The organism is Ralstonia sp. UNC404CL21Col (genome assembly GCF_000620465.1).
Classification (GTDB): domain Bacteria; phylum Pseudomonadota; class Gammaproteobacteria; order Burkholderiales; family Burkholderiaceae; genus Ralstonia; species Ralstonia flatus.
Map to the genome: position 1 here is coordinate 703,507 of NZ_JIBE01000003.1, position 19,296 is coordinate 722,802.

Here is a 19,296-nt window from a genome sequence, read left to right on the forward strand (position 1 = left end):
CGAATGCCGCCCAATCCAATAGGGACCTTGCGAGTCTCCTACGCCGTTCGATCACGTTCGTCGTGATAGGCATGACAATCGGCGCGATCCTCGGGCTGGCCGTCTCGCTGGCAATGCAGGCTCGGTGGACAGCGAAAATGACTGTGCAGATCGGGCAAATTTCCACGTGGGACCCTAAGGGGATTTCCAGTCGCATGATTGAAAATCAGCTGACCGCCAGCGACCGTTATAATTTGCCCAGCTCCCGTTTGAGCGTCTTGCGAGCCTTGGGGTTACCTGGCCCGGATGCAGGCAATCGCACGGCCAATCTGGTGTTTGACTCATTGCACGCAACCGCAGCCAAAAGCCCCGATCTAGTTAATGTCCAAGTGTCCGCTTATTCTAGAGAAGCTGCGAGCGCCGTGTTGGCCGCAGCAATGAAAGCATTTTCAGCGGAACATCAAAAACAGTACGAGTTAGCTGTTAGCGGGATGAAACGTGACCTCCAGGAAACAGAGGTAAAGTTGGTGGCCGCCGAGCGAGAATATCAGCTTGCCACTCAAGCGCTGAAAACCGGGATAGCGGCGGGGGCGGCGGCCTCAGATCAGACGCGCAACGTTCTGGTAACTAACATGGCCACACTCATCAACGCACAGATCCTCGAGCTGCGTCAGAGCCTTAGAGGTTACCGTGAAGCGCTTGAACCCTTGCGGACTTACCCGACTCGCATGGTCGGTGACATTTACGCGCCGATTTCGCCCAGTACCCCGGGCCGGCTTACGCTGACGGCAATTGGCGCCGTATTAGGGATGTTTGCAGCCATGGCCTGCGCATTACTTCGAACCTCGAACTCCATCACCGTGTGACCAAGAGTGGGAAGACAACAAGGGACAGATTTAGTCGATTTACCCGATGATACGCGCACGAGCCCAGTGTGCTGCCGGCAATCCGATTATCTCCTCTGATGGATTTTCAAGTGACAGGCCAGGACAAATCCGTCACGCCGATTTAATTATGCAGGCAGCAGCTGAGAAAAGAGACACTGAGTGCGCTACGTGGTTCGAATCGTAGCTGTGTGCCGAGGATATTGGTATGGTCTCTGGTTTTTGTCAGTAATTTCGTGTTCAAGGCATAACATGCTCTCAAGGAGACGTTATGCCTCGCAAACCGCAGACCAAGCCGGCAAACTTTGCCGGCAATCCCCGTCAAAGCAATTAATGTCGCGACGCCGTCCCTCAGGAAGGCTCTATCGAGTGGGCGCCACCAACCGGCCACAGTGACCAAACAACACAATGGCACAGGCACCTAGACGGTTCCGAGCGAGGCTGGCCCGAGCCGCCCGAGGCTTCCTGCTGAGGTAACACGGTCCCGAGGTCTCGCCCGAGCTCATCAGCTCTGTGACCGACGAGGTGATGGCCAAAGTCACCGCCTGGCAAGCCAGCCACTCGATCCCCTGTACGCGGTGGTGTTCTTCGGCGCGCTGCGCGTCAAGATCCGGAAAGACGCCGTGGTGCGCAACAAGGCCGGTCGTCTATCTGGCGCTGGAAGTGCTGCCCGACAGCAAACGTGACATCCGAGGGCCTGTGGATCAAGAACACCGAGGAGGCCGTTCGGGATGACGGTATTCAACGATCTAAAGACGCGCGGGGTCCATGACGTCCTGGTCGCCGTGACTAACGGCCTCAAGGGCATGCCTGAAGCGCTGGGGTCTGTGTTCGCGACTACCTCGCGCAGACCGGCATCGTTCACCTCGCCCACAACGGCTTGGAATATGCGAGTTGGAAGGCTGGTGTTGAGTTGGCTGCCGCGATCCGGCCGACTTACACGGCGCCAAGAGCAAAGGCCGCGCAAGCGGGGTTCCATGCCGCTTGCTGAGGGCCCGCGGGGGATAGCAATACCCGGCGGCCAGCGCCGCTTGGCACAACGCCTAGGATCACGCGATTGCGTTCTTTGCATTCCCGCCGACGGCGCGCAAGGTGATCTACATGACGAATGCCATCGAAAACATCAACGCCCAGCTACGCAAGATCATCAAGACCCGAGGCCACTTCCCGACCGAGGAGTCTGCGACGAAGCTCATCTGGCTGGCACAGCGCAACATCGCGGCGGGTTGGAGTTGGGCTGCTCACGACTGGAAGCAGGCGACGAACCCACTCACTATCCTCTACGCGGATAGTTTCGTTCAATCGCCCGCGTGAATCTCAACCCCGACTTGAACACGGAAATCCTGTAACTCCCGTGGCCTCCCTCAGCTCCAAATCGCAGGTGCACCTTGGTCAATTAGAAGCGCACCATGGTAAGAGATACCAATATGGATTCTTTGATTCCTATCCAAATCAAACGGGTACTTTATACAGCGCACGCGGTAGTCGTGCACTGCGGCTCATAGCCGTGTACGCGCTCCTTCAATATCTCTTTGATTGACGGCTCATCGCCTTCTTCGGCGGCGACGCGCATCCTCGCTAGGACGGGAGCGAACTGGGGCCACGGTACGTAGTGTTCGCGCGCTTTCATGATACGCTCGTGAACGGTACCTTCAGGATTATCTCCAATAAGTAACTCTTCATACAATTTTTCGCCTGGGCGCAGTCCAGTGACTTTGATTTCAATATCTCCAGCAGGATGATCAACATCACGAACTGCTAGACCGGAGAGTTGCACCATGCGTCGGGCCAGATCCATGATCTTGACAGGTTGTCCCATATCGAGCACGAACACTTCTCCACCATGCGCCATTGCTCCTGCTTGCAGCACCAGCTGTGCTGCCTCGGGAATTGTCATGAAGTAGCGCGTCACCTCTGGGTGCGTCACAGTCAACGGACCACCCTCTTGTAGCTGTCGGCGGAACAGTGGAACAACGCTACCACTGCTGCCCAACACGTTGCCAAAACGCACCATCGCAAACACGGTGTGATTTTGAACGACGTCGCGCGAACGACCGTGCAGCAGGCCGAAATCGATGGCATCACTGGCCGCAAGCGCTTGCAATACCAACTCCGCCATTCGCTTCGTTGCGCCCATGATATTTGTCGGGCGGACAGCCTTATCGGTCGAAACGAGGACGAAGTACTTTGCATCGCTTTCCATGGCCGCACGCGCCATATTAAGCGTACCAAAGATGTTATTCAGCACGCCCTCAGATGGATTGCACTCCACAAGCGGAACATGTTTATACGCCGCCGCGTGATAGACCGTTTGCGGCTGATGGGCGCGACAGACCTCGCGCAAACGGTCAAGATTCGCCACGCTGGCCAACAACGGCACGATTTCAACAGACAGTCGATGTTCGGCCCGCAGCCCTTCCAACTCGCGGTGAATGCTGTACAACCCGAACTCGCTATGTTCCACAAGTACCAGCTTGTGCGGCCGCTCGAGTAATATCTGGCGACACAGCTCGCTGCCGATACTGCCGCCGGCACCGGTTACAAGAACCGTCTTGTTGGCGAGATTACGCGCCAACAGCGCTTCATCGGGAGGCACAGGAGCACGTCCCAAGAGATCTTCGATGTCCAGCTCTTGGATGTCACGCACCGTGACGCGGCCTGATGCCAGATCGACCATGCCTGGCAATGTACGAACGTGGACCGGTAGCTCTCGCAGTTTCGCAATGATTGCATTACGTCGGGCCCGCCCAAGCGATGGCACAGCGAGCAAGATATCGGTAATACCCATCCGCTCCACCGCCTCAGCCACATCCTCCGGCCCGATGATGTCCAACCCATTAATGGTGCGGCCGACCTTTGAGCTGTCATCGTCGATATAGCCCAGCAGCACAAATTCACGCACTACGGTGAGCGCCAAAGCCGTCTGCACGCCCGCCTCACCCGCACCGTAAATCAGCAGCCGGCCGACACCGTGATGGTGTCCCTTGCCCAACTGGCCAGCCAGCCAAAACCGCGCCGTCGCCCGACTACCACTGACTAACAACAGGAACAGGATAGGTTGTATCAACCCGATGCTTCTTGGCACGCCATCCCACTTGAACGCAAGGATAGCAAGAAAGAACACTACGCCATACAAGCCCACCGCCTTGGCAGTGCTCGCCAAAGCGGACATACCGGTGTAGCGAAAAATCGCCCGGTATAGACCGAAACGTACAAACAGGGGAAACGCAAGCAGCGGAGCAAGCAGGTAAACGCACTTCTGCTGCAACTGAGGTAATCCTGCTTGATCGATTCGCAGGTAGAACGCAATCCAAACCGAAACGAGAGACAGTACCAAATCCAGCAGGACCACTAGGGCGCGCTTGACGGGGCGGGGAAGTGCCAGCAGGGGAATCGTAAGCTTGTTCACCGAGAGGCCCGTCCCAATACGTCCGCGAGTACGGCACAGGTCTTAGCAATCTCAGTATCGGTCAAGGTCGGGTGCACCAAGAACATGATGCTTGTCTCACCCAGCGAACGGGCCACGGGTAGCGGGTCAGCGGGACGCCAACCCGTTCGATCAAAGGCCCGTTCAAGATAGACCTCCGAACACGAACCTTGATAGCTGGGTACCCCTGCGGCGTTGATCTCATTGATGATGCGATCGCGGGTCCAGCCATCCGCTAGGTGCTGCGGCTGAACGTAAACGTAGCACTTGTAGTGACCGTGCACGTTATCTGCTGGCACAGCCGGTACCTTTACGACAGCGTGTTCTCGACACACAGCCCAAATTGCCTCTGCGTGCGCCGTGCGGCGCGCTGTCCAGTCGGGCATGCGGCGCAGTTGAATCCGCCCAATCGCGGCCTGCATCTCCAGCATCCGCCAGTTGGTGCCAAAGCTTTCATGCAGCCATCGGAAGCCGGGAGGATGCTGCCGCTCATACACAGCCTCATAGCTCTTGCCGTGATCCTTGAACGACCACATAGCGCGCCACAGTGCCTCGTTGTTCGTGGTCACCATGCCGCCCTCACCGCCAGTCGTCATGATCTTATCCTGGCAAAAGCTCCATGCGCCAACATGGCCAATGGAGCCGACGCTACGACCCCGATATCGCGCGCCATGGGCCTGCGCGCAGTCCTCAATGACCTTGAAACCATGGGTGTCAGCCAACGCCATGATGGGGTCCATATCGCACGGCCATCCCGCAAGATGGACGCAGATGACGGCTTTGGTGCGTGGCGTAACAACCCGAGCGATCGTCTCTGCCGACAAGTTGCCGCTGTCCGGATCGACATCGGCAAACACCGGGGTTGCGCCCGCATTCACTACGCAGGAGATACTGGCGATGAAGGTGCGGGGCGTCACGATGACTTCATCGCCGACGCCGACGCCGAGGGCCTTGAGGGCAACATCCAATGCTAGCGTGCCGTTAGCCAATACCACGGCGTAGCGGGTGCCTGCCCATTGGGCAAATTCTTTTTCAAACTCTCGACATTCCGTGCCGGTCCAGTAGTTGACCTTGTTGGAGAGCAGCACGCTCTGGACTGCATCAGCCTCTTCTTGCGTAAAGCTTGGCCACGGAGAGAATGGGGTGTTCAACATAGAATGTCAGGCAGTTCAGTTAGCGTATCAATCCATTGGTTCGGAAGCATTTCGGAAACCAGTCCCTCGCAGACCTGCGAGTGAATATTCCGCTCATCCCCCCTTAAGCCGATTGTCCTCCAGCGCAGCCTATTCGGCGCAATGAAGTCCTTCATTGGATTATCTGCCACGTAAACATACTCGCGAGCAGTATAATCCTTCATGATTATCTCAAATCGAAGAGAATCCGGCTTTGCCGAACAATGATCCTCAGAAATATAAACAGGCAATCGCTGCAACCCGAGCGCAAGGATCTTCTTCCTTTGCGTCACAGAGCGGCCATCTGTCAATACAATAATGGGATATTTTTGTTCCAACTGCTTGAGTACATGCTGCACGTCTTCCGTCAAAAAGATGTCCGGTGTATGTAGTCGGTATATCCAGAGAAGGGATTCCTTGACACTCAACGGCAAACCTGCACGCTGGCACAGCAATTCAAGGACATCTCCGTCGCCTCGATCTTCTTCAAGATCGCGGGCCAATGATTTACCGTACAGCACCTCGATTTCTCTACATACGGCTCGAAACCCAGATTGCCGATAATCCGCTTCTTTGTATAGTGTGTCGTCCAGATCCAGAACGACAACTTTTTCCGATTTAGATATCGTCACGCACCAGCACCTTGGCGTCGTAGCGCAGCATCAACAGGTTGTTTTCCCATTGATCAAAGAACTCGATGTCGTGCCCCAAGAGGTATTCATCAATAAGCCACCCTGGATAGTTTGCGCCGGCGCTGTATGAAAGTGGATAACCACCGCCAAAACGCGGATTGATTTCGAGCGCCGCAAACCGGCCTGTGGCCTCATTGGCAAATACTTGAACCGTAATGCAGCCGCGCGCCCCTTGCAGCTTAGCGAGACGAGGCAGCAGGTACTCATAGACGAAATGCCGACGAGTCGCGCCTTTACTGACCTCACCTCCACGCACTTCGATGCGCTGACGAGGTACGGCACATGTCAGCCGGCCCATGCGGTCGTAATAGGCGTCCACCGTATACTCGACATGAGTCGAGTCAATGTACTCCATGAACATCATCTTCTCGTCTTCAAGCATCGCCGAAGTCAACGCGTCCGGACGAGGGAGCAACGCCGCACCAACACTGCAACTCCCATCGTATGGTTTCGCGAAGCATGGAAACGTGATTGCCGAGCGCTCATAGATTCGCGGTGTATCGATACCAAGCTCGGTGAAAAGATCGGACGTTTTCCGCTTATCGCGGCACAACGCAACCAACGATTCATCGGAGATGATGAGATGTATGCCTGCTGCTGCGAAGCGGCTTTGGTTGTGGGCAAGGAGTAACAATTCCGTATCGATGGTAGGAACGACCAAGCGGATACCTTCTGCAAGGCAGGTTTCGAGCAGAAAATCAATATATCCGGGGTCGGTAATCCGAGGAGCCTTGAAAGCACGGTCAGCGATCTGGCACGCGGCGGACAGGCGTGGCTGTAAGTCCGTAGCGCAAACATGACCCTCTAGGTTCCTCTTGGCCATCTCAATCTTGAACGCTTCCACAAGCTCCACGCGCCGGCCTGCGGATAAAAGCAACACGTTATTCATCTTTGTCCTGAGAATTCTTTGTTCCCTGGAAAACGGGCATGGTTGCATCGCCAGGGGCGGAAATGCCATCCCGCACAACGACCTTACGAACCGTCATCCATATGATCCTGATGTCCAACAGCACCGAAGCGTGGTCGACATACCAAACGTCGTGTGCGAACTTTTCTTCCCAACTTAGCGCGTTCCGTCCGTTGACCTGCGCCCACCCGGTAACACCAGGTCGAACTTCGTGGCGACGTGCCTGCTCCGGCGTATAGAGCGGCAAGTACTCCATCAGCAATGGGCGCGGCCCTACTAGACTCATATCGCCTTTGAGGACATTCCACAGCTCAGGCAACTCGTCAAGGCTCGTAGACCGCAGAAACCGCCCAAAAGACGTCAAGCGCTGCGCATCCGGCAACAAAGCGCCATCCGGACCCCGAGCGTCGGTCATTGTCCGAAACTTGATCATGCGGAACGGCTTGCCGCGCATACCCGGACGCACCTGGGAAAACAGCACCGGTTTGCCCAGCTTGACCCGCACCAGCAACGCCAACAGCAGCAAAGGGATCGCGAGAAGAACCAGCGCTACAGCGGCCACGCAAACGTCGAAACAGCGCTTCATCTTGAACGACTCACCGCCAGCTTGCTAAAGATGGCGCCAAACCTCGAGACGCCGACGCGTAGAGCCAACTGCTCACGATAATACTCCTGGGCACGACGCCCCATCGCCGCCAAGTCATCGGGGGCCAGCATGGCCAACGACTGAGCGGCGTTGGCAATAGACTGCGCATCCTCGGAAGTTGCCACGATTCCTCCGCCAGACTGGCGCACAAGGTCCGCCGCATCACCATCGACGGCCATCAGCAACGGCTTGCCTACTGCCATGTATGCCTGCGTCTTTGAGGGAATTGTGATCTGGAACAGTGGATCCCTACGCAAATGCACGAGCAATGCATCTGCCTCGTTCAATAGCGTACCTACCTCTGACATTGGGACGGGTGGAATGAACACGACGTTATCCAACGCAAGTTTGGCGGCTTGTGCTTTGAGCGTGTCCACGTCCACGCCCCCACCGACGAACACGAAGCTGACCTTCGATCCACGCTGCTGAAGCAAGGCTGCTCCATGCAACACAGTCCCCAATGCCTGGGCCTTTCCCATATTTCCAGCAAAAACCACGCGAAAACGATCCGGCCCAGGAAAGTTCGTGGGCAACGCACCCACTGGCGCTGCCAACGAAGCCTCATCAGCCCAATTACAGATGATGTCGATTTTTTCCTCAGGGACGCCCCGTTGTCCGAGCAAACGCTTGAATCCCGGTGATAGAACGACGATGTGGTCTACCCGCCGGTAAACCCAGCGACACACTTTTTCGACTACATCTAGCGCGGTGGGATTGCCGATCATGCCGGTTGCCCGCAGCGTATCGGGCCACATATCTTGAATGTCGTACACCACGGGAATTCTGCGAAACAAGCGGATAAAGCTTGCCGCCAAACCTACCGTCAAGGGAGGGTGATATGCATAAATCACATCGCAGCGGCGTACCGAGAAAAGCCCATGAAGTAGAGCGAATGCCGCGAAACTGACGTAGTTTAAGACGCGCCGTAGCGCAGACTGGTCGTGACTGGGATAAAGCGGCACACGGGTGACGTGTACACCATCAATCGTTTCACGTTGCAGCCATCGCATCCGGTAGCCCGGATAAAGCCTACCGCCTGGATAGTTCGGGAAACCCGTCAGAACCTCAACCTCAAAACCCTGGCGCACCAGTTCACGGGCGAAAACCATGCCCTTGAAGGTCGGCTCGGGATCGAACCATTGGGTCAACAGCAATACACGTACGCCCATGAGTCAGTACTTTTTCCAAACCACGCGGTTTACGTAGTCGGTATAGCTATGGATGATACGCAGCACCTTGTCCGACACGTTGGGCATGCTGTAGTCGGCGACCTGCCGCAACAACCGCTCGCCGCCGCGCGGCTGGCTATCAAGAATTGCTAGACCTTGCATAACGCGATCAGATTCCAGCCCAACCATCATTACAGCCGCTTCCTCCATGCCTTCGGGGCGCTCATGTGCTTCACGAAGATTCAGCGCGGGGAAGTTCATGATCGACGACTCTTCATTGATCGTGCCACTGTCCGATAAGACTGCCTTGGCCGAAAGCTGGAGCTTGTTGTAGTCCGTAAAGCCCAAGGGCTTGAGGAGTTGCACGTTCGCATGGAACTTTGCACCCATCGCGTCCACCCGCTTCTGGGTGCGAGGATGGGTCGACACGATCACGGGCAAGCCGTAGTGCTCCGCCACTGTATTAAGAACGCTAACCAACTTCCCGAAATTGGCGTCCGAATCGATGTTCTCTTCGCGATGTGCGCTCACCACAAAGAATTTGCCAGCGTCCAGCCCGAGGCGCACAAGCACATCTGACTTTCCAATGCCCGGCAGATAGTGGGCCAACACTTCAGCCATCGGGCTGCCGGTCTTGATGACCATGTCCGGCGGCAATCCTTCGCGCAACAGGTACTCACGCGCGATCGAGCTATAGGTCAAATTGATGTCGGCAGTGTGGTCCACGATACGGCGATTCGTCTCTTCGGGAACGCGCAGGTCAAAGCACCGGTTACCTGCCTCCATATGAAAGATGGGAATCTTGCGACGCTTGGCCGGAATAACGGAGAGGCAGCTATTAGTATCGCCAAGTACAAGCAGGGCCTCGGGCTTCTCGCGACCCAGCAGCTCGTCCATGGCGATGATGATCTTGCCGATGGTTTCGGCGGCACCGCCGCCGGCGGCGTTCAGAAAGTGATCCGGTTTGCGGATGCCCAAGTCATCAAAGAAAATCTGGTTGAGTTCGTAGTCGTAGTTTTGGCCGGTATGCACCAGCACATGTTCACAATGCTCATCCAAGCGTGCCATCACGCGGGACAAACGGATGATCTCTGGCCGCGTACCGACCACGGTCATGACTTTGAGCTTTTTCATCAGTAGCTATGTATGGAGTCGATGGCCTCCGCTTTACAGCGGGCAAGCATAAGTGTCCGGGCGAGTCCGATCAAAAATTTCATTGGCCCACAGCATCACGATCATCTCGTCTTCGCCGATGTTGGTGATGTCATGCGTCCACCCAGGCACTGTTTCCACAATCTCTGCCTTCTCACCACTGGTAACCAGCTCATGCGTCTCACCGGTATGCATATGGCGGAACTTGAAGCGGGCCTGCCCCTTGATCACTAGGAACTTCTCGGTCTTGGTATGGTGATAATGCCCGCCACGGGTGATGCCCGGATGGGCCGTAAAAAACGAAAACTGCCCGCAATCCGGCGTCTTCAGCATCTCGACAAAAACCCCGCGCGGATCACCATACTGAGGCACCGTATAGGCAAAAGAATCGACGGGCAGATAGCTCACGTAGGTTGCATACAACGCGCGAACCAAGCCGGTGCCGACACGGTCGATCACCAAGGATTCACGACTGTTGCGGAACGATTGTATGTACGCTGCCAGTTCGCCCACCGTGGCGGTGTATTGCGGCGACACTACGGCAAAGCCATCCGCATCGACCTGAGCGTCGGCGCCATCCATCAATTGCACGAAGCGATCGATGACGTCGTCCACATACACAAGCGTCACCGGTGCTGCCGGATCATTCACCTGAATAGGAAGGCCGCGTGCCACGTTGTAGCAAAACGTGGCAACCGCCGAGTTGTAGCTGGGTTTGCACCACTTGCCGAACACATTTGGTAACCGAAACACATGGACGGGGATCCGATGACTGTCGCGGGCAGCAAACAAGGCATCCTCTGCACCTCGCTTGCTATGTCCGTAGGCATTATCGTGGTTTGCCTGCGTAGACGATGTATAGATGACCGGAATTCTGCGTCCAGTTGCGTCGGCCTCATTGCACAGCGCCTGGCATAGCGCCTGGGTGAGCCCAGCATTGCCGCTTGCGAACTCTTGAGGATCCTGTGGCCGATTGACTCCCGCTAAGTGGAAAACAAAATCCGCCTCACGCAGCAGTGTCGGCAAATGCTCAATCTCATCGGCGCGCGTGAAACAGTGCACTTGGACGTCCTTCCGCTCGGACAGGAACAGCCGCAGATTCTTGCCGATAAAACCATCGGCTCCGGTAATCAATACGTTCATGCAGTTAGTCCTCCGCCACTGCGTGCTCTCCGCGCGCAATGCGTTGCATGAAATCAAGCTTCAGGAGCAGCTTCTTCATGCCCTCCACATCCAGACGCGTGGTGTTGTGAGAGTTGTAGTCTTCACCATGCGCGCTCTGCGTCAGGCGTTGCTCCCCTTCTTCCACAAACTTTGCGTAGTTGAGGTCGCGGCCATCAGGCGGCACACGGAAGTAGTCGCCCATATCTTCCGCGCACGCCATTTCCTCGCGACTGAGAAGCGCCTCGTAGAGTTTTTCCCCATGACGCGTGCCGATAACATGTACGGGATGCTCAGGCTTACGCATCAGTTCCAGGATGGCTTTGGTCAAGACATCGACGGTCGCCGCCGGCGCCTTCTGCACAAAAATGTCGCCGTTGTTGCCGTGTTCGAAGGCATAGAGCACGAGATCCACCGCATCAGCCAACGTCATCATGAAGCGCGTCATCGTCGGGTCTGTCACCGTAATCGGGTTTCCAGCGAGGACCTGGTCGACGAACAGCGGGATAACCGAGCCGCGCGAGGCCATCACATTGCCGTAGCGGGTGCCGCAGATGACGGTATTGGTGCCTTCTAGGTTACGGCTGGCAGCCACCATGACCTTTTCCATCAGCGCTTTGCTGATGCCCATTGCGTTGATGGGATAAACGGCCTTGTCGGTGCTCAGGCACACCACACGTTTCACCCCCGCATCCACAGCGGCATTCAGAACGTTCTCGGTCCCCAGTACGTTCGTGCGCACTGCTTCCATCGGGTGGAACTCGCAGGATGGCACTTGCTTGAGCGCCGCTGCGTGATAGACGTAGTCCACCCCGCGCATGACTGCATCTACACTGCACCGATCCCTGACGTCGCCGATGTAGAACTTGAGCTTAGGGCTGGCATACCGCTTACGCATGTCGTCCTGCTTTTTCTCGTCTCGGCTGAAGACGCGAATCTCGTCAATCTCGCTGTCGAGGAACCGCTTGAGGACAGCATTGCCGAAGGAGCCGGTACCACCGGTAATCGTTAGAATTCCCTTCACTGGAGTGATCCCTTGATTTGATTTGTGGAGCACGTGCCGATCGATACAAACGCTGCAGCGAGCAGAAGCATGAACGCGACAGAAGCACGGCTAGCCGTTATTACGGGGCCGCCTATCGAGCCCGCAACCGCCAGAACTAGCAGACAACCGATTAGTTTACCCCCTGCAGTCGCTCGATAGCGAATCGCCGCTATTGCGAGCACCACAAGAAACGCCAGATAGCCCATGATGGCCAATACGCCACCTTGATAGAAGTACTCTAAGTAACCGCTATCCAGCGGCAAGTGAGATCCCAATCCGCGACCAAGAATCCATCTATCGCGATCCCAGAGATCAGCAAACAACTGAGAGACCCCCGTTTCGCTGGAACCCAATCTTCCTGCTGAAATCGCCATGAGAATTCCGCCTTCGCGGTACAGATCTGCGAGGGAGTCGAAGTAGGCTGGATTAAGCCCCGAAATCACCACAGGAATCGCGATCACGCCGCCAACCAGCATGAGCAGAACAGCCCAGAGTCCAACTAGGTTGATCCACGTGGCAAACAACAGCGCCGTGACAACGCCCAGGAGAGAGAAGTTCTTTGAGAAGGAAATCATCCCGCCCGCAACGATCACCACCAAGCCAAGTGCGGTCACGACAATGCCGCGTCGGGCGTACTTGATCAGATAGACCTGCGCCAACAGCGCAACGCTGTAGAAAATTCCTGCCTCCAGCGGCTGGTTGAACAAGCCCGGGTACCTTCCGATCGCGACTGAATTCTCCCAGACCGAGCCGGAGTCCTGCTGCACCCATGGCGCGAGAAGACTTGACAAGTCGATTAGCGCACTCAGGACAGCACACAAGCCTGCAGGGATAGCAATCCAGACAATGGCCCTGGATGTCGTTTCAAGCGCTTCAGGCACACGCGACAGCAGAATTACAAAGCTAAATAGCATTAGTACCGGCATGCACAGCCGCAAAAACATTGCCTCAGGTCGCGCATCAAAACCCGTGATATCAGAAAACATGCTGCCAAGCACCACCCCACCCAAACCAACCCATAGCACAAATACGGCAAGAAACAACAGTACGCGAGAATTAGAATTCAACCGGACATCCTTGCCAGACATGACCAGCGCCAGCCCAGCGAGAACAGGCACGACGATATGCTCGGGCCGCAGACCGCTGAACAGGTAGGGCATCATCGCCGACGCCATGATCGCAAACGGCATCATTCTTCTAGTCATAGCTGCTTAAAAAGACTGGTTGCGTCTCTCCGCAAAGGCGGACGACACGCCAAGCCTGTGCGCCAAGGCCATAGCAGCCAAAGAGATAGCGAGACGGACCAGTTCACACGAACCCAAGCGAGGCGTTTTCATGCTTGCCGTTTGATCAAGCAACAACAGCCCGTCAACCGTAGCCGCCACCGAAAACATGTGAGATTTCGCCCGACAAGCTCGGCCCATTGCGAGCCGATATTCAGTATCCGCCAGGAGTCGATCAACAAGATCCTGCATCGATATCTTCGGAATTGGCAGGTTGTCCTCGTTGTAAGACAACCCGCTGACATCTGAAAGTAGTCCGTAGGTTTCCGGGGTGGGAATCGACTCAATGCCAATGATGGCAGGCACACCCAGCGCTGCAGCCTCGATCAATGCGGTTCCGCTGCCGACAAACAACGTTGCCGTTTCAATAGTCTCGACCAGGTTGGCGTAGGGCAACGGTCCAAGCAACCGCACATGTTGCTCGATTTTCAGTCGAGCTATCAATGCATGTAGCGTTGATTCCTCCTTGCCCGCCCCATAGATTTCATATCGAAGACCCGGATACTTTCCCGCGAGCTTGGCAACCACTCCGATCATGTGTGCGTTGTACGTCTTGAAAGCCTCTAGATTGCCAATGGAGACAATACGGTTGGTGTCGGACGACTTCTTGGTGACTTCAATACGCGAGAGATCAATTCCGATTGGTACCGTGGTTGAGCCGCTATAGTCGAGATTAAAAAAGTCTCCGTAATTATCGCGCGTACTCTCGTTAAAAAAAACAACATTGCTGGTCGGCAATCGAGCAAAAAGGCGTTGCGTTGCTCTCGCAAAATAAAAGGGAATTTCCGCAAAAATGAATTCGTTCTGGTGGTAAATACCCACGGTTACTCGACTACGTTTACGCCACCCAGCAAGGCGGAGCGCAAAGATAAGGCTGAACACGCCCATTGCATGCAACTGCTCGCCGAATCCAAACAACGCCGAATTGAGCCTCCGCCAAGCCACGAGACCGAACGTTCCGAAATACGAGCGAAACAGCTTTCCTTTGTCCAGCAAGAAATCGTCGAGCCAAAATACTGTCGCGTAGCCTTCAAGTTCTGCCAGCAACGCTGGTTCAAAGTGGCGGCGCAACACTAGGACGGCACTACGCTGACCGCGCTTTGCCAATTCACGGCAGGTTCGAATCAGAAACGTGGTGCCGCCATTCATTGCCAGCACATTGGCAACAAAGATCATCTACCACCTCGTTGGTAAAGCGCGAGGCCAACAATGGCTATACAGAGGTATACGAAATAAGTCAGTGCGTAGACTTGCGCAACTTGCTGCAAACCGCCTCCGTGGTTCAATACAAGATAGGTCAATGTTCCATAAAGTCCTGCCTGCAAGACCTCTGCTCCGATGTACAGACCAACGGCCGCTTTTGCGACACCGAGGAATCCGATCACATAGGCAAGAACTCGACAGAAATCACCGACCAGTTGCCAGCCAAACAATGCCGACATGCCGGAAAACGCGTCGGAAAACAACAGCTTGATAACAAATCCTTGCAGGAAGTAGAGCACGCAGGCGAACACTACAAAAGCAAGCCCAATGCGCAGGAGCATGGTCCTAACTTCACGCACCACAGCATCGGTGTCGAACAAGCCTGACAGTCGAGGCATGAAGTTCGTCGCCAGAAACACAGAAAAAAATCCTAGATAGGCTCCTGACAATCGGGTCATGGCCTGCCAGAGTCCTGCTGCTTCGATGCCTAGTAGCTGGATCAGGTGATTGCGGATGGCAATCTCTGTCATCGGGAACACGCTAGCTGAGACTATCAACATGACGCTGAAGCGACCAAGTTTCCGGACGTCCGACGCTCGGATTCGAAGCGGCATCAGGCGAGTGACAGGAGAGCGCGCCGCTACCCACAGAGCAGGAATGCCCGTACACGAGATCACCAACATCAGTGCCAGCGCTGCGCCTTGGATGCCGCAGCACGTGATTAGCAGGTAAACAACGGGGAGCGAGCCCACGTAACCAACTATCGAGATGATTGCGAACAACGCACTCTTCTGCTGCCCGTTCGCAATGGCAATCACCGCGGTACCGACAAAACAGAATAGCTGTGCTACCCCCAGAGCTGGCAGCAACCACGCATAACGCTGGTCACCAAAAAGCGCTGTAGAAATCGCCGCCCTGAAGACCACGCTCACGCAGAGAATCAACAGGGAGAAAATCAAACCATATGCCGCTGCGGCACCAATGAAGCGCAGCGACCGAACTGGCTTGCCTCGATACTCTGCAACATACTTTGTAATACCGTTACCGATACCGCCGCCAGCAAATACAGAGACCATTGTTGTCAAGCTCATAAAGTGCCCTAGGACACCCATGCCTGGCGGACCGATGAACACAGCAATCATCTTGACGACGAGCAGATTCACGGCCATCCGCAAACCTTGCGCGGTAACCGCGGCGACGGCTGGCGACGCCAACATGAGCGATGGCAATCTACCTGTACGAACCATACGAGGCGACATCCGACGTCAGCAAGCGGCGATGACTGCGTCAGCGACAAGATCGACGTCGCTATCACTCATCTCGAAGTAAAGCGGAAGCCGCACCAGACAATCGGAGAATCGGTCGCTGTTCGGCAATGGACGACCATCATGCTGCTGTGTGAAATATGGGCTCCCGTGCAACGAGAGGTAATGAAACACTGCGTGAATCTGCTGCTCTTTGAGACTTGAAATCAATGCACTGCGCTGCGCCAAGTCACCGCATACCAGATAAAACATATGCGCGTTGTTGGTCGCATACTCTGGGATCACGGGCAGCGAGATGCCCCGCCCTGGAAGCTCGGCAGCAAAGTGATTCCAATAGCGTTGCCAAATAGCCTTTCGCCGCGCCTGAATCAGCTCGAGATTTTCCAGCTGTGCAAACAGGTAGGCCGCGACGATATCCGATGGCAAGAACGAGGAACCAACGTCCACCCATCCATACTTGTCAACCTCACCGCGAAAGAATGCCGAACGATTGGTCCCCTTCTCGCGAATGATTTCCGCCCGCGGCACGAACGATGGCACGTTGACGGTAAGCAGGCCGCCCTCGCCCGCTATAACGTTCTTCGTTTCGTGAAAGGAGAATGCGCCAAATTGCCCTATAGCACCCAGCGGGGTACCTTTGTAGTATGAATCAATCGCTTGGGCCGCGTCTTCCACAACCGCGATGCCATGCCGATTTGCAATAGACATGACCTTATCCATATCACACGCGACACCCGCATAATGAACCACAACGATGGCGCGCGTTCTTGGGGTAATCAATAACTCAAGCTGCTCAACATCGATGTTCGGGTTAATCGGTTCACTGTCAGCAAAAACCAGGCTGGCACCCCGCAACGCAAAGGCATTGGCACTCGAGACAAAGGTAAACGAAGGAACAATAACCTCGTCACCTGGTTTGATATCCAACAACAGTGCCGACATCTCCAGCGCATCAGTGCACGATGTTGTCAGAAGCGCCTTACCGAAACCGAAGCTGCGCTCAAAGAAATCATGGCACTTCCTGGTAAACATCCCGTCACCAGATATCTTGCCAGACGCAACAGCCTGCGCGATGTAGACCAACTCACGACCGTGGAGGTATGGCTTATTAAACGGAATCATCGTTCACCCACACATGAAACGTGTAAAAACTGTTGAGGGGTTCCATGCCAACCCGGCACCAGTTTTTTTGAACTACCACATTGGTAATTTGCGTTGACACGACCATTCGTCCGAATTTACGCTCAACCCCCCAATTTTGCGACAATTTCATCAGATCGAGATAGAGCCCTTTACCCTGATGCTCGGGAGCAACCCCAAACAACACGCCTTCAAATGTCGATGAATTTATTATTTTTAAAGTCGCAAAAGCAGCAATCTGTTGGCCAGCCTTAATCAAAATAACGTCGTCTGCCAAATCTCCTTTGCGGCAAGAATTCAGGGCCCATGACGAATACACTGCATCACAAGCGCCCCGATCCAAACGAGGGTCGGCATGATAGTGGCCGAAATATCCTTTGAATGATTCCGCTGCAATGTGGCCAACGGCATCGATGTCGCTGGCTTCAACCAGACAGGCTCGGTAACCATCGGGCAGGTCATCCGAATACTGCTCTATCCTCTTCTTTTGGTAGTAGACCAACGTATCTGAAAGAATCCCACCTCTACGCTCCAACTCCTGCGCCAGCGCAAGTTCGCTTGTGGGAAGTCGGACGATAACCATTTCGGCCTTACCCTCTCGCGCGGCGGACAGCAACGCGTCCACATCGTCGCCGGACTCGAGCTTTGCCTTTGCAATCACATAGCCAAATCGTTCTTCGTCGATCTTTGATAGATAGAAATCCATTTCCGCCTTTACATTCTTGTGCTTCTGGACACGTTACCAACCAATTCCAATATTCTTTATGCCGGGAGCACCAGCATCCTTCGCCGAAAGCAAGGGAGCACCGCCGTGCAACGGCCACTCAATACCAAGATCAGGATCATTCCACGCAATACACCGCTCGTGCTCGGGCGCATAGTAGTCCGTGACCTTGTACAGAAAATCAGCCGACTCGCTTAGCACCAAAAAACCATGCGCGAACCCGGGGGGAATCCAGACCTGTTTCAGGTTGTCTTCGGTTAGTTCTTCGCCGACCCATCTTCCAAACGTGGCCGACCCCTGCCTCAGATCGATAGCTACGTCGAATACCGCGCCCTTGGCCACACGCACAAGCTTTCCCTGTGGTTGGTCCAATTGAAAATGAAGCCCTCGCAGCACCCCTTTTTTTCCGCGGGTATGGTTGTCCTGCACAAACGCTACATCGAGCCCAGTGGCATTAAGAAACGTGGTCTTGTTGTAGCTCTCGTAGAGGAGGCCACGTGCATCCGTAAAAACGCAGGGCTCAATTACCAATACGTCTGGGATGGCTGTCATGGTGACCTTCATGGATCACCCATCCCGCAACAATCGAAGCAGATACTGCCCATAGCCGTTTTTTGCCAGCGGCTGTGCAAGTTGTTCAACCTGCTCTGCAGTAATAAAGCCCTGGCGCCAGGCAATCTCCTCCGGGCAGGAAATCTTTAGACCCTGTCGGCTCTCGAGCGTCGCGATGAATTGACTGGCTTCAAGGAGGCTGTCATGCGTGCCGGTATCGAGCCAAGCATAGCCTCGACGCATAATTTGCACGCTCAGTTGCCCGCGCTCGAGATAAGCGTGGTTGACAGCTGTGATCTCCAATTCCCCCCGCTCACTCGGCTTGACGGACTTGGCAATATCGACCACTTGGTTGTCATAAAAATAGAGGCCCGTTACAGCGAAGTGGCTTTTTGGCGTTTTGGGCTTTTCTTCAATACTGCTGACCTTGCCACTTCGATCGAACTCGACAACGCCGTATCGCTCTGGATCCTGTACGTGATAGGCGAACACGGTTGCGCCTGTCGGCTGATGATCCGCCTGCGTCAAGAGCGACTGGAAGCCGTGCCCATAAAAAATATTGTCACCCAACACCAGTGCACTTGGCCCATTACCGACGAAATCCTCTCCAATAATGAACGCCTGGGCCAAGCCTTCCGGCTTGGGCTGCACAGCATACTGCAGGTTGATACCCCACTTGCTGCCGTCTCCGAGCATTTCCGCAAACCGCGAAGTATCTTCCGGCGTAGAGATCACCAAAATATCCCGTATCCCGGCCAACATGAGCGTGGATAGGGGATAGTAAATCATGGGCTTGTCATAGACGGGCAGCAGCTGCTTGGAAATTGCGCGTGTAATGGGATACAACCGCGTACCGGAGCCGCCGGCCAAAATAATGCCTCTGCGCATAGTGTCG

At 55.2% G+C, this 19,296-nt stretch carries 17 protein-coding genes and 1 pseudogene; 2 read left to right on the forward strand and 16 right to left on the reverse strand.

What is annotated here, in order from left to right; translation table 11 throughout:
* The first annotated feature begins 71 nt into the window (after positions 1 to 71).
* The gene (locus N511_RS0103375; protein ID WP_155954014.1) at positions 72 to 845 is read left to right on the forward strand and encodes a hypothetical protein; all 774 of its coding nucleotides are present in this window, start codon (positions 72 to 74) and stop codon (positions 843 to 845) included.
* Between the two features lie 289 nt (positions 846 to 1,134).
* Positions 1,135 to 2,177 (forward strand): annotated as a pseudogene (locus N511_RS23675) (IS256 family transposase).
* 151 nt (positions 2,178 to 2,328) lie between these two features.
* Here N511_RS23675 and N511_RS0103385 read toward each other — a convergent pair.
* From N511_RS0103385 to rfbA, 16 genes are read right to left on the reverse strand one after another with little or no spacing between them, the layout of a single operon-like run.
* The gene (locus N511_RS0103385; RefSeq protein ID WP_155954015.1) at positions 2,329 to 4,272 is read right to left on the reverse strand and encodes a polysaccharide biosynthesis protein; all 1,944 of its coding nucleotides are present in this window, start codon (positions 4,270 to 4,272) and stop codon (positions 2,329 to 2,331) included.
* Positions 4,269 to 5,444, reverse strand: a complete 1,176-nt coding sequence (locus N511_RS0103390; protein WP_027678003.1) for a DegT/DnrJ/EryC1/StrS family aminotransferase — start codon at positions 5,442 to 5,444, stop codon at positions 4,269 to 4,271. The genes N511_RS0103385 and N511_RS0103390 overlap by 4 nt, the downstream gene beginning before the upstream one ends.
* Positions 5,438 to 6,094: an HAD family hydrolase gene (locus tag N511_RS0103395; RefSeq protein WP_027678004.1), complete on the reverse strand. Its 657-nt coding sequence runs from the start codon at positions 6,092 to 6,094 to the stop codon at positions 5,438 to 5,440. Before N511_RS0103395 ends, N511_RS0103390 begins: the two co-directional genes overlap by 7 nt.
* Entirely contained in the window at positions 6,081 to 7,043 is a 963-nt protein-coding gene (locus N511_RS0103400) for an ATP-grasp domain-containing protein (RefSeq protein WP_037026227.1), read from the reverse strand. The genes N511_RS0103395 and N511_RS0103400 overlap by 14 nt, the downstream gene beginning before the upstream one ends.
* On the reverse strand, positions 7,036 to 7,647 hold the full coding sequence (locus N511_RS0103405) for a sugar transferase (RefSeq protein WP_027678006.1): 612 nt from the start codon (positions 7,645 to 7,647) through the stop codon (positions 7,036 to 7,038). The genes N511_RS0103400 and N511_RS0103405 overlap by 8 nt, the downstream gene beginning before the upstream one ends.
* On the reverse strand, positions 7,644 to 8,876 hold the full coding sequence (locus N511_RS0103410; protein WP_027678007.1) for a glycosyltransferase family 4 protein: 1,233 nt from the start codon (positions 8,874 to 8,876) through the stop codon (positions 7,644 to 7,646). The genes N511_RS0103405 and N511_RS0103410 overlap by 4 nt, the downstream gene beginning before the upstream one ends.
* Positions 8,877 to 8,879: 3 nt before the next feature.
* Positions 8,880 to 10,010 carry a non-hydrolyzing UDP-N-acetylglucosamine 2-epimerase gene (wecB, locus tag N511_RS0103415; protein WP_027678008.1) on the reverse strand — a complete coding sequence of 377 codons (1,131 nt, stop codon included), beginning with the start codon at positions 10,008 to 10,010 and terminating at the stop codon, positions 8,880 to 8,882.
* A 33-nt stretch (positions 10,011 to 10,043) separates the two neighbouring features.
* Complete coding sequence (gene wbjC, locus N511_RS0103420) at positions 10,044 to 11,171, reverse strand: UDP-2-acetamido-2,6-beta-L-arabino-hexul-4-ose reductase (RefSeq protein ID WP_027678009.1); 1,128 nt, start codon at positions 11,169 to 11,171, stop codon at positions 10,044 to 10,046.
* 4 nt (positions 11,172 to 11,175) lie between these two features.
* The gene (locus tag N511_RS0103425; protein ID WP_037026228.1) at positions 11,176 to 12,213 is read right to left on the reverse strand and encodes a polysaccharide biosynthesis protein; all 1,038 of its coding nucleotides are present in this window, start codon (positions 12,211 to 12,213) and stop codon (positions 11,176 to 11,178) included.
* Positions 12,210 to 13,427: a hypothetical protein gene (locus N511_RS0103430; protein ID WP_027678011.1), complete on the reverse strand. Its 1,218-nt coding sequence runs from the start codon at positions 13,425 to 13,427 to the stop codon at positions 12,210 to 12,212. Before N511_RS0103430 ends, N511_RS0103425 begins: the two co-directional genes overlap by 4 nt.
* 18 nt (positions 13,428 to 13,445) lie before the next feature.
* Positions 13,446 to 14,693 carry a glycosyltransferase gene (locus N511_RS23680; RefSeq protein WP_051530819.1) on the reverse strand — a complete coding sequence of 416 codons (1,248 nt, stop codon included), beginning with the start codon at positions 14,691 to 14,693 and terminating at the stop codon, positions 13,446 to 13,448.
* Positions 14,690 to 15,979, reverse strand: coding sequence for an O-antigen translocase (locus N511_RS0103440; protein WP_081785312.1), 1,290 nt, complete (start codon positions 15,977 to 15,979; stop codon positions 14,690 to 14,692). Before N511_RS0103440 ends, N511_RS23680 begins: the two co-directional genes overlap by 4 nt.
* A 6-nt stretch (positions 15,980 to 15,985) precedes the next feature.
* On the reverse strand, positions 15,986 to 17,107 hold the full coding sequence (rffA, locus tag N511_RS0103445) for a dTDP-4-amino-4,6-dideoxygalactose transaminase (RefSeq protein WP_027678013.1): 1,122 nt from the start codon (positions 17,105 to 17,107) through the stop codon (positions 15,986 to 15,988).
* Positions 17,094 to 17,831, reverse strand: coding sequence for a GNAT family N-acetyltransferase (locus tag N511_RS0103450; RefSeq protein WP_027678014.1), 738 nt, complete (start codon positions 17,829 to 17,831; stop codon positions 17,094 to 17,096). Before N511_RS0103450 ends, rffA begins: the two co-directional genes overlap by 14 nt.
* Before the next feature lie 33 nt (positions 17,832 to 17,864).
* A complete protein-coding gene (rfbC, locus tag N511_RS0103455; RefSeq protein WP_027678015.1) occupies positions 17,865 to 18,413 on the reverse strand; it encodes a dTDP-4-dehydrorhamnose 3,5-epimerase in 549 nt (182 codons plus the stop codon).
* A gap of 3 nt (positions 18,414 to 18,416) precedes the next feature.
* Positions 18,417 to 19,289 (reverse strand): glucose-1-phosphate thymidylyltransferase RfbA, encoded by an 873-nt coding sequence (rfbA, locus tag N511_RS0103460; RefSeq protein ID WP_027678016.1) that lies wholly within the window; start codon positions 19,287 to 19,289, stop codon positions 18,417 to 18,419.
* Between the last annotated feature and the right edge of the window lie 7 nt (positions 19,290 to 19,296).

Excerpts from the sequence above, each read along its gene's own strand:
- N511_RS0103410 (WP_027678007.1), bottom strand. The coding sequence starts at position 8,876 with ATGGGCGTACGTGTATTGCTGTTGACCCAATGGTTCGATCCCGAGCCG.
- N511_RS0103390 (WP_027678003.1), bottom strand. The coding sequence starts at position 5,444 with ATGTTGAACACCCCATTCTCTCCGTGGCCAAGCTTTACGCAAGAAGAG.
- N511_RS0103430 (WP_027678011.1), bottom strand. The coding sequence starts at position 13,427 with ATGATGCCGTTTGCGATCATGGCGTCGGCGATGATGCCCTACCTGTTC.
- N511_RS0103440 (WP_081785312.1), bottom strand. The coding sequence starts at position 15,979 with ATGTCGCCTCGTATGGTTCGTACAGGTAGATTGCCATCGCTCATGTTG.
- wbjC (WP_027678009.1), bottom strand. The coding sequence starts at position 11,171 with ATGAACGTATTGATTACCGGAGCCGATGGTTTTATCGGCAAGAATCTG.
- N511_RS0103375 (WP_155954014.1), top strand. The coding sequence starts at position 72 with ATGACAATCGGCGCGATCCTCGGGCTGGCCGTCTCGCTGGCAATGCAG.
- N511_RS0103405 (WP_027678006.1), bottom strand. The coding sequence starts at position 7,647 with ATGAAGCGCTGTTTCGACGTTTGCGTGGCCGCTGTAGCGCTGGTTCTT.
- N511_RS0103400 (WP_037026227.1), bottom strand. The coding sequence starts at position 7,043 with ATGAATAACGTGTTGCTTTTATCCGCAGGCCGGCGCGTGGAGCTTGTG.
- N511_RS23680 (WP_051530819.1), bottom strand. The coding sequence starts at position 14,693 with ATGATCTTTGTTGCCAATGTGCTGGCAATGAATGGCGGCACCACGTTT.
- N511_RS0103450 (WP_027678014.1), bottom strand. The coding sequence starts at position 17,831 with ATGGATTTCTATCTATCAAAGATCGACGAAGAACGATTTGGCTATGTG.
- rfbA (WP_027678016.1), bottom strand. The coding sequence starts at position 19,289 with ATGCGCAGAGGCATTATTTTGGCCGGCGGCTCCGGTACGCGGTTGTAT.
- wecB (WP_027678008.1), bottom strand. The coding sequence starts at position 10,010 with ATGAAAAAGCTCAAAGTCATGACCGTGGTCGGTACGCGGCCAGAGATC.
- rffA (WP_027678013.1), bottom strand. The coding sequence starts at position 17,107 with ATGATTCCGTTTAATAAGCCATACCTCCACGGTCGTGAGTTGGTCTAC.
- rfbC (WP_027678015.1), bottom strand. The coding sequence starts at position 18,413 with ATGAAGGTCACCATGACAGCCATCCCAGACGTATTGGTAATTGAGCCC.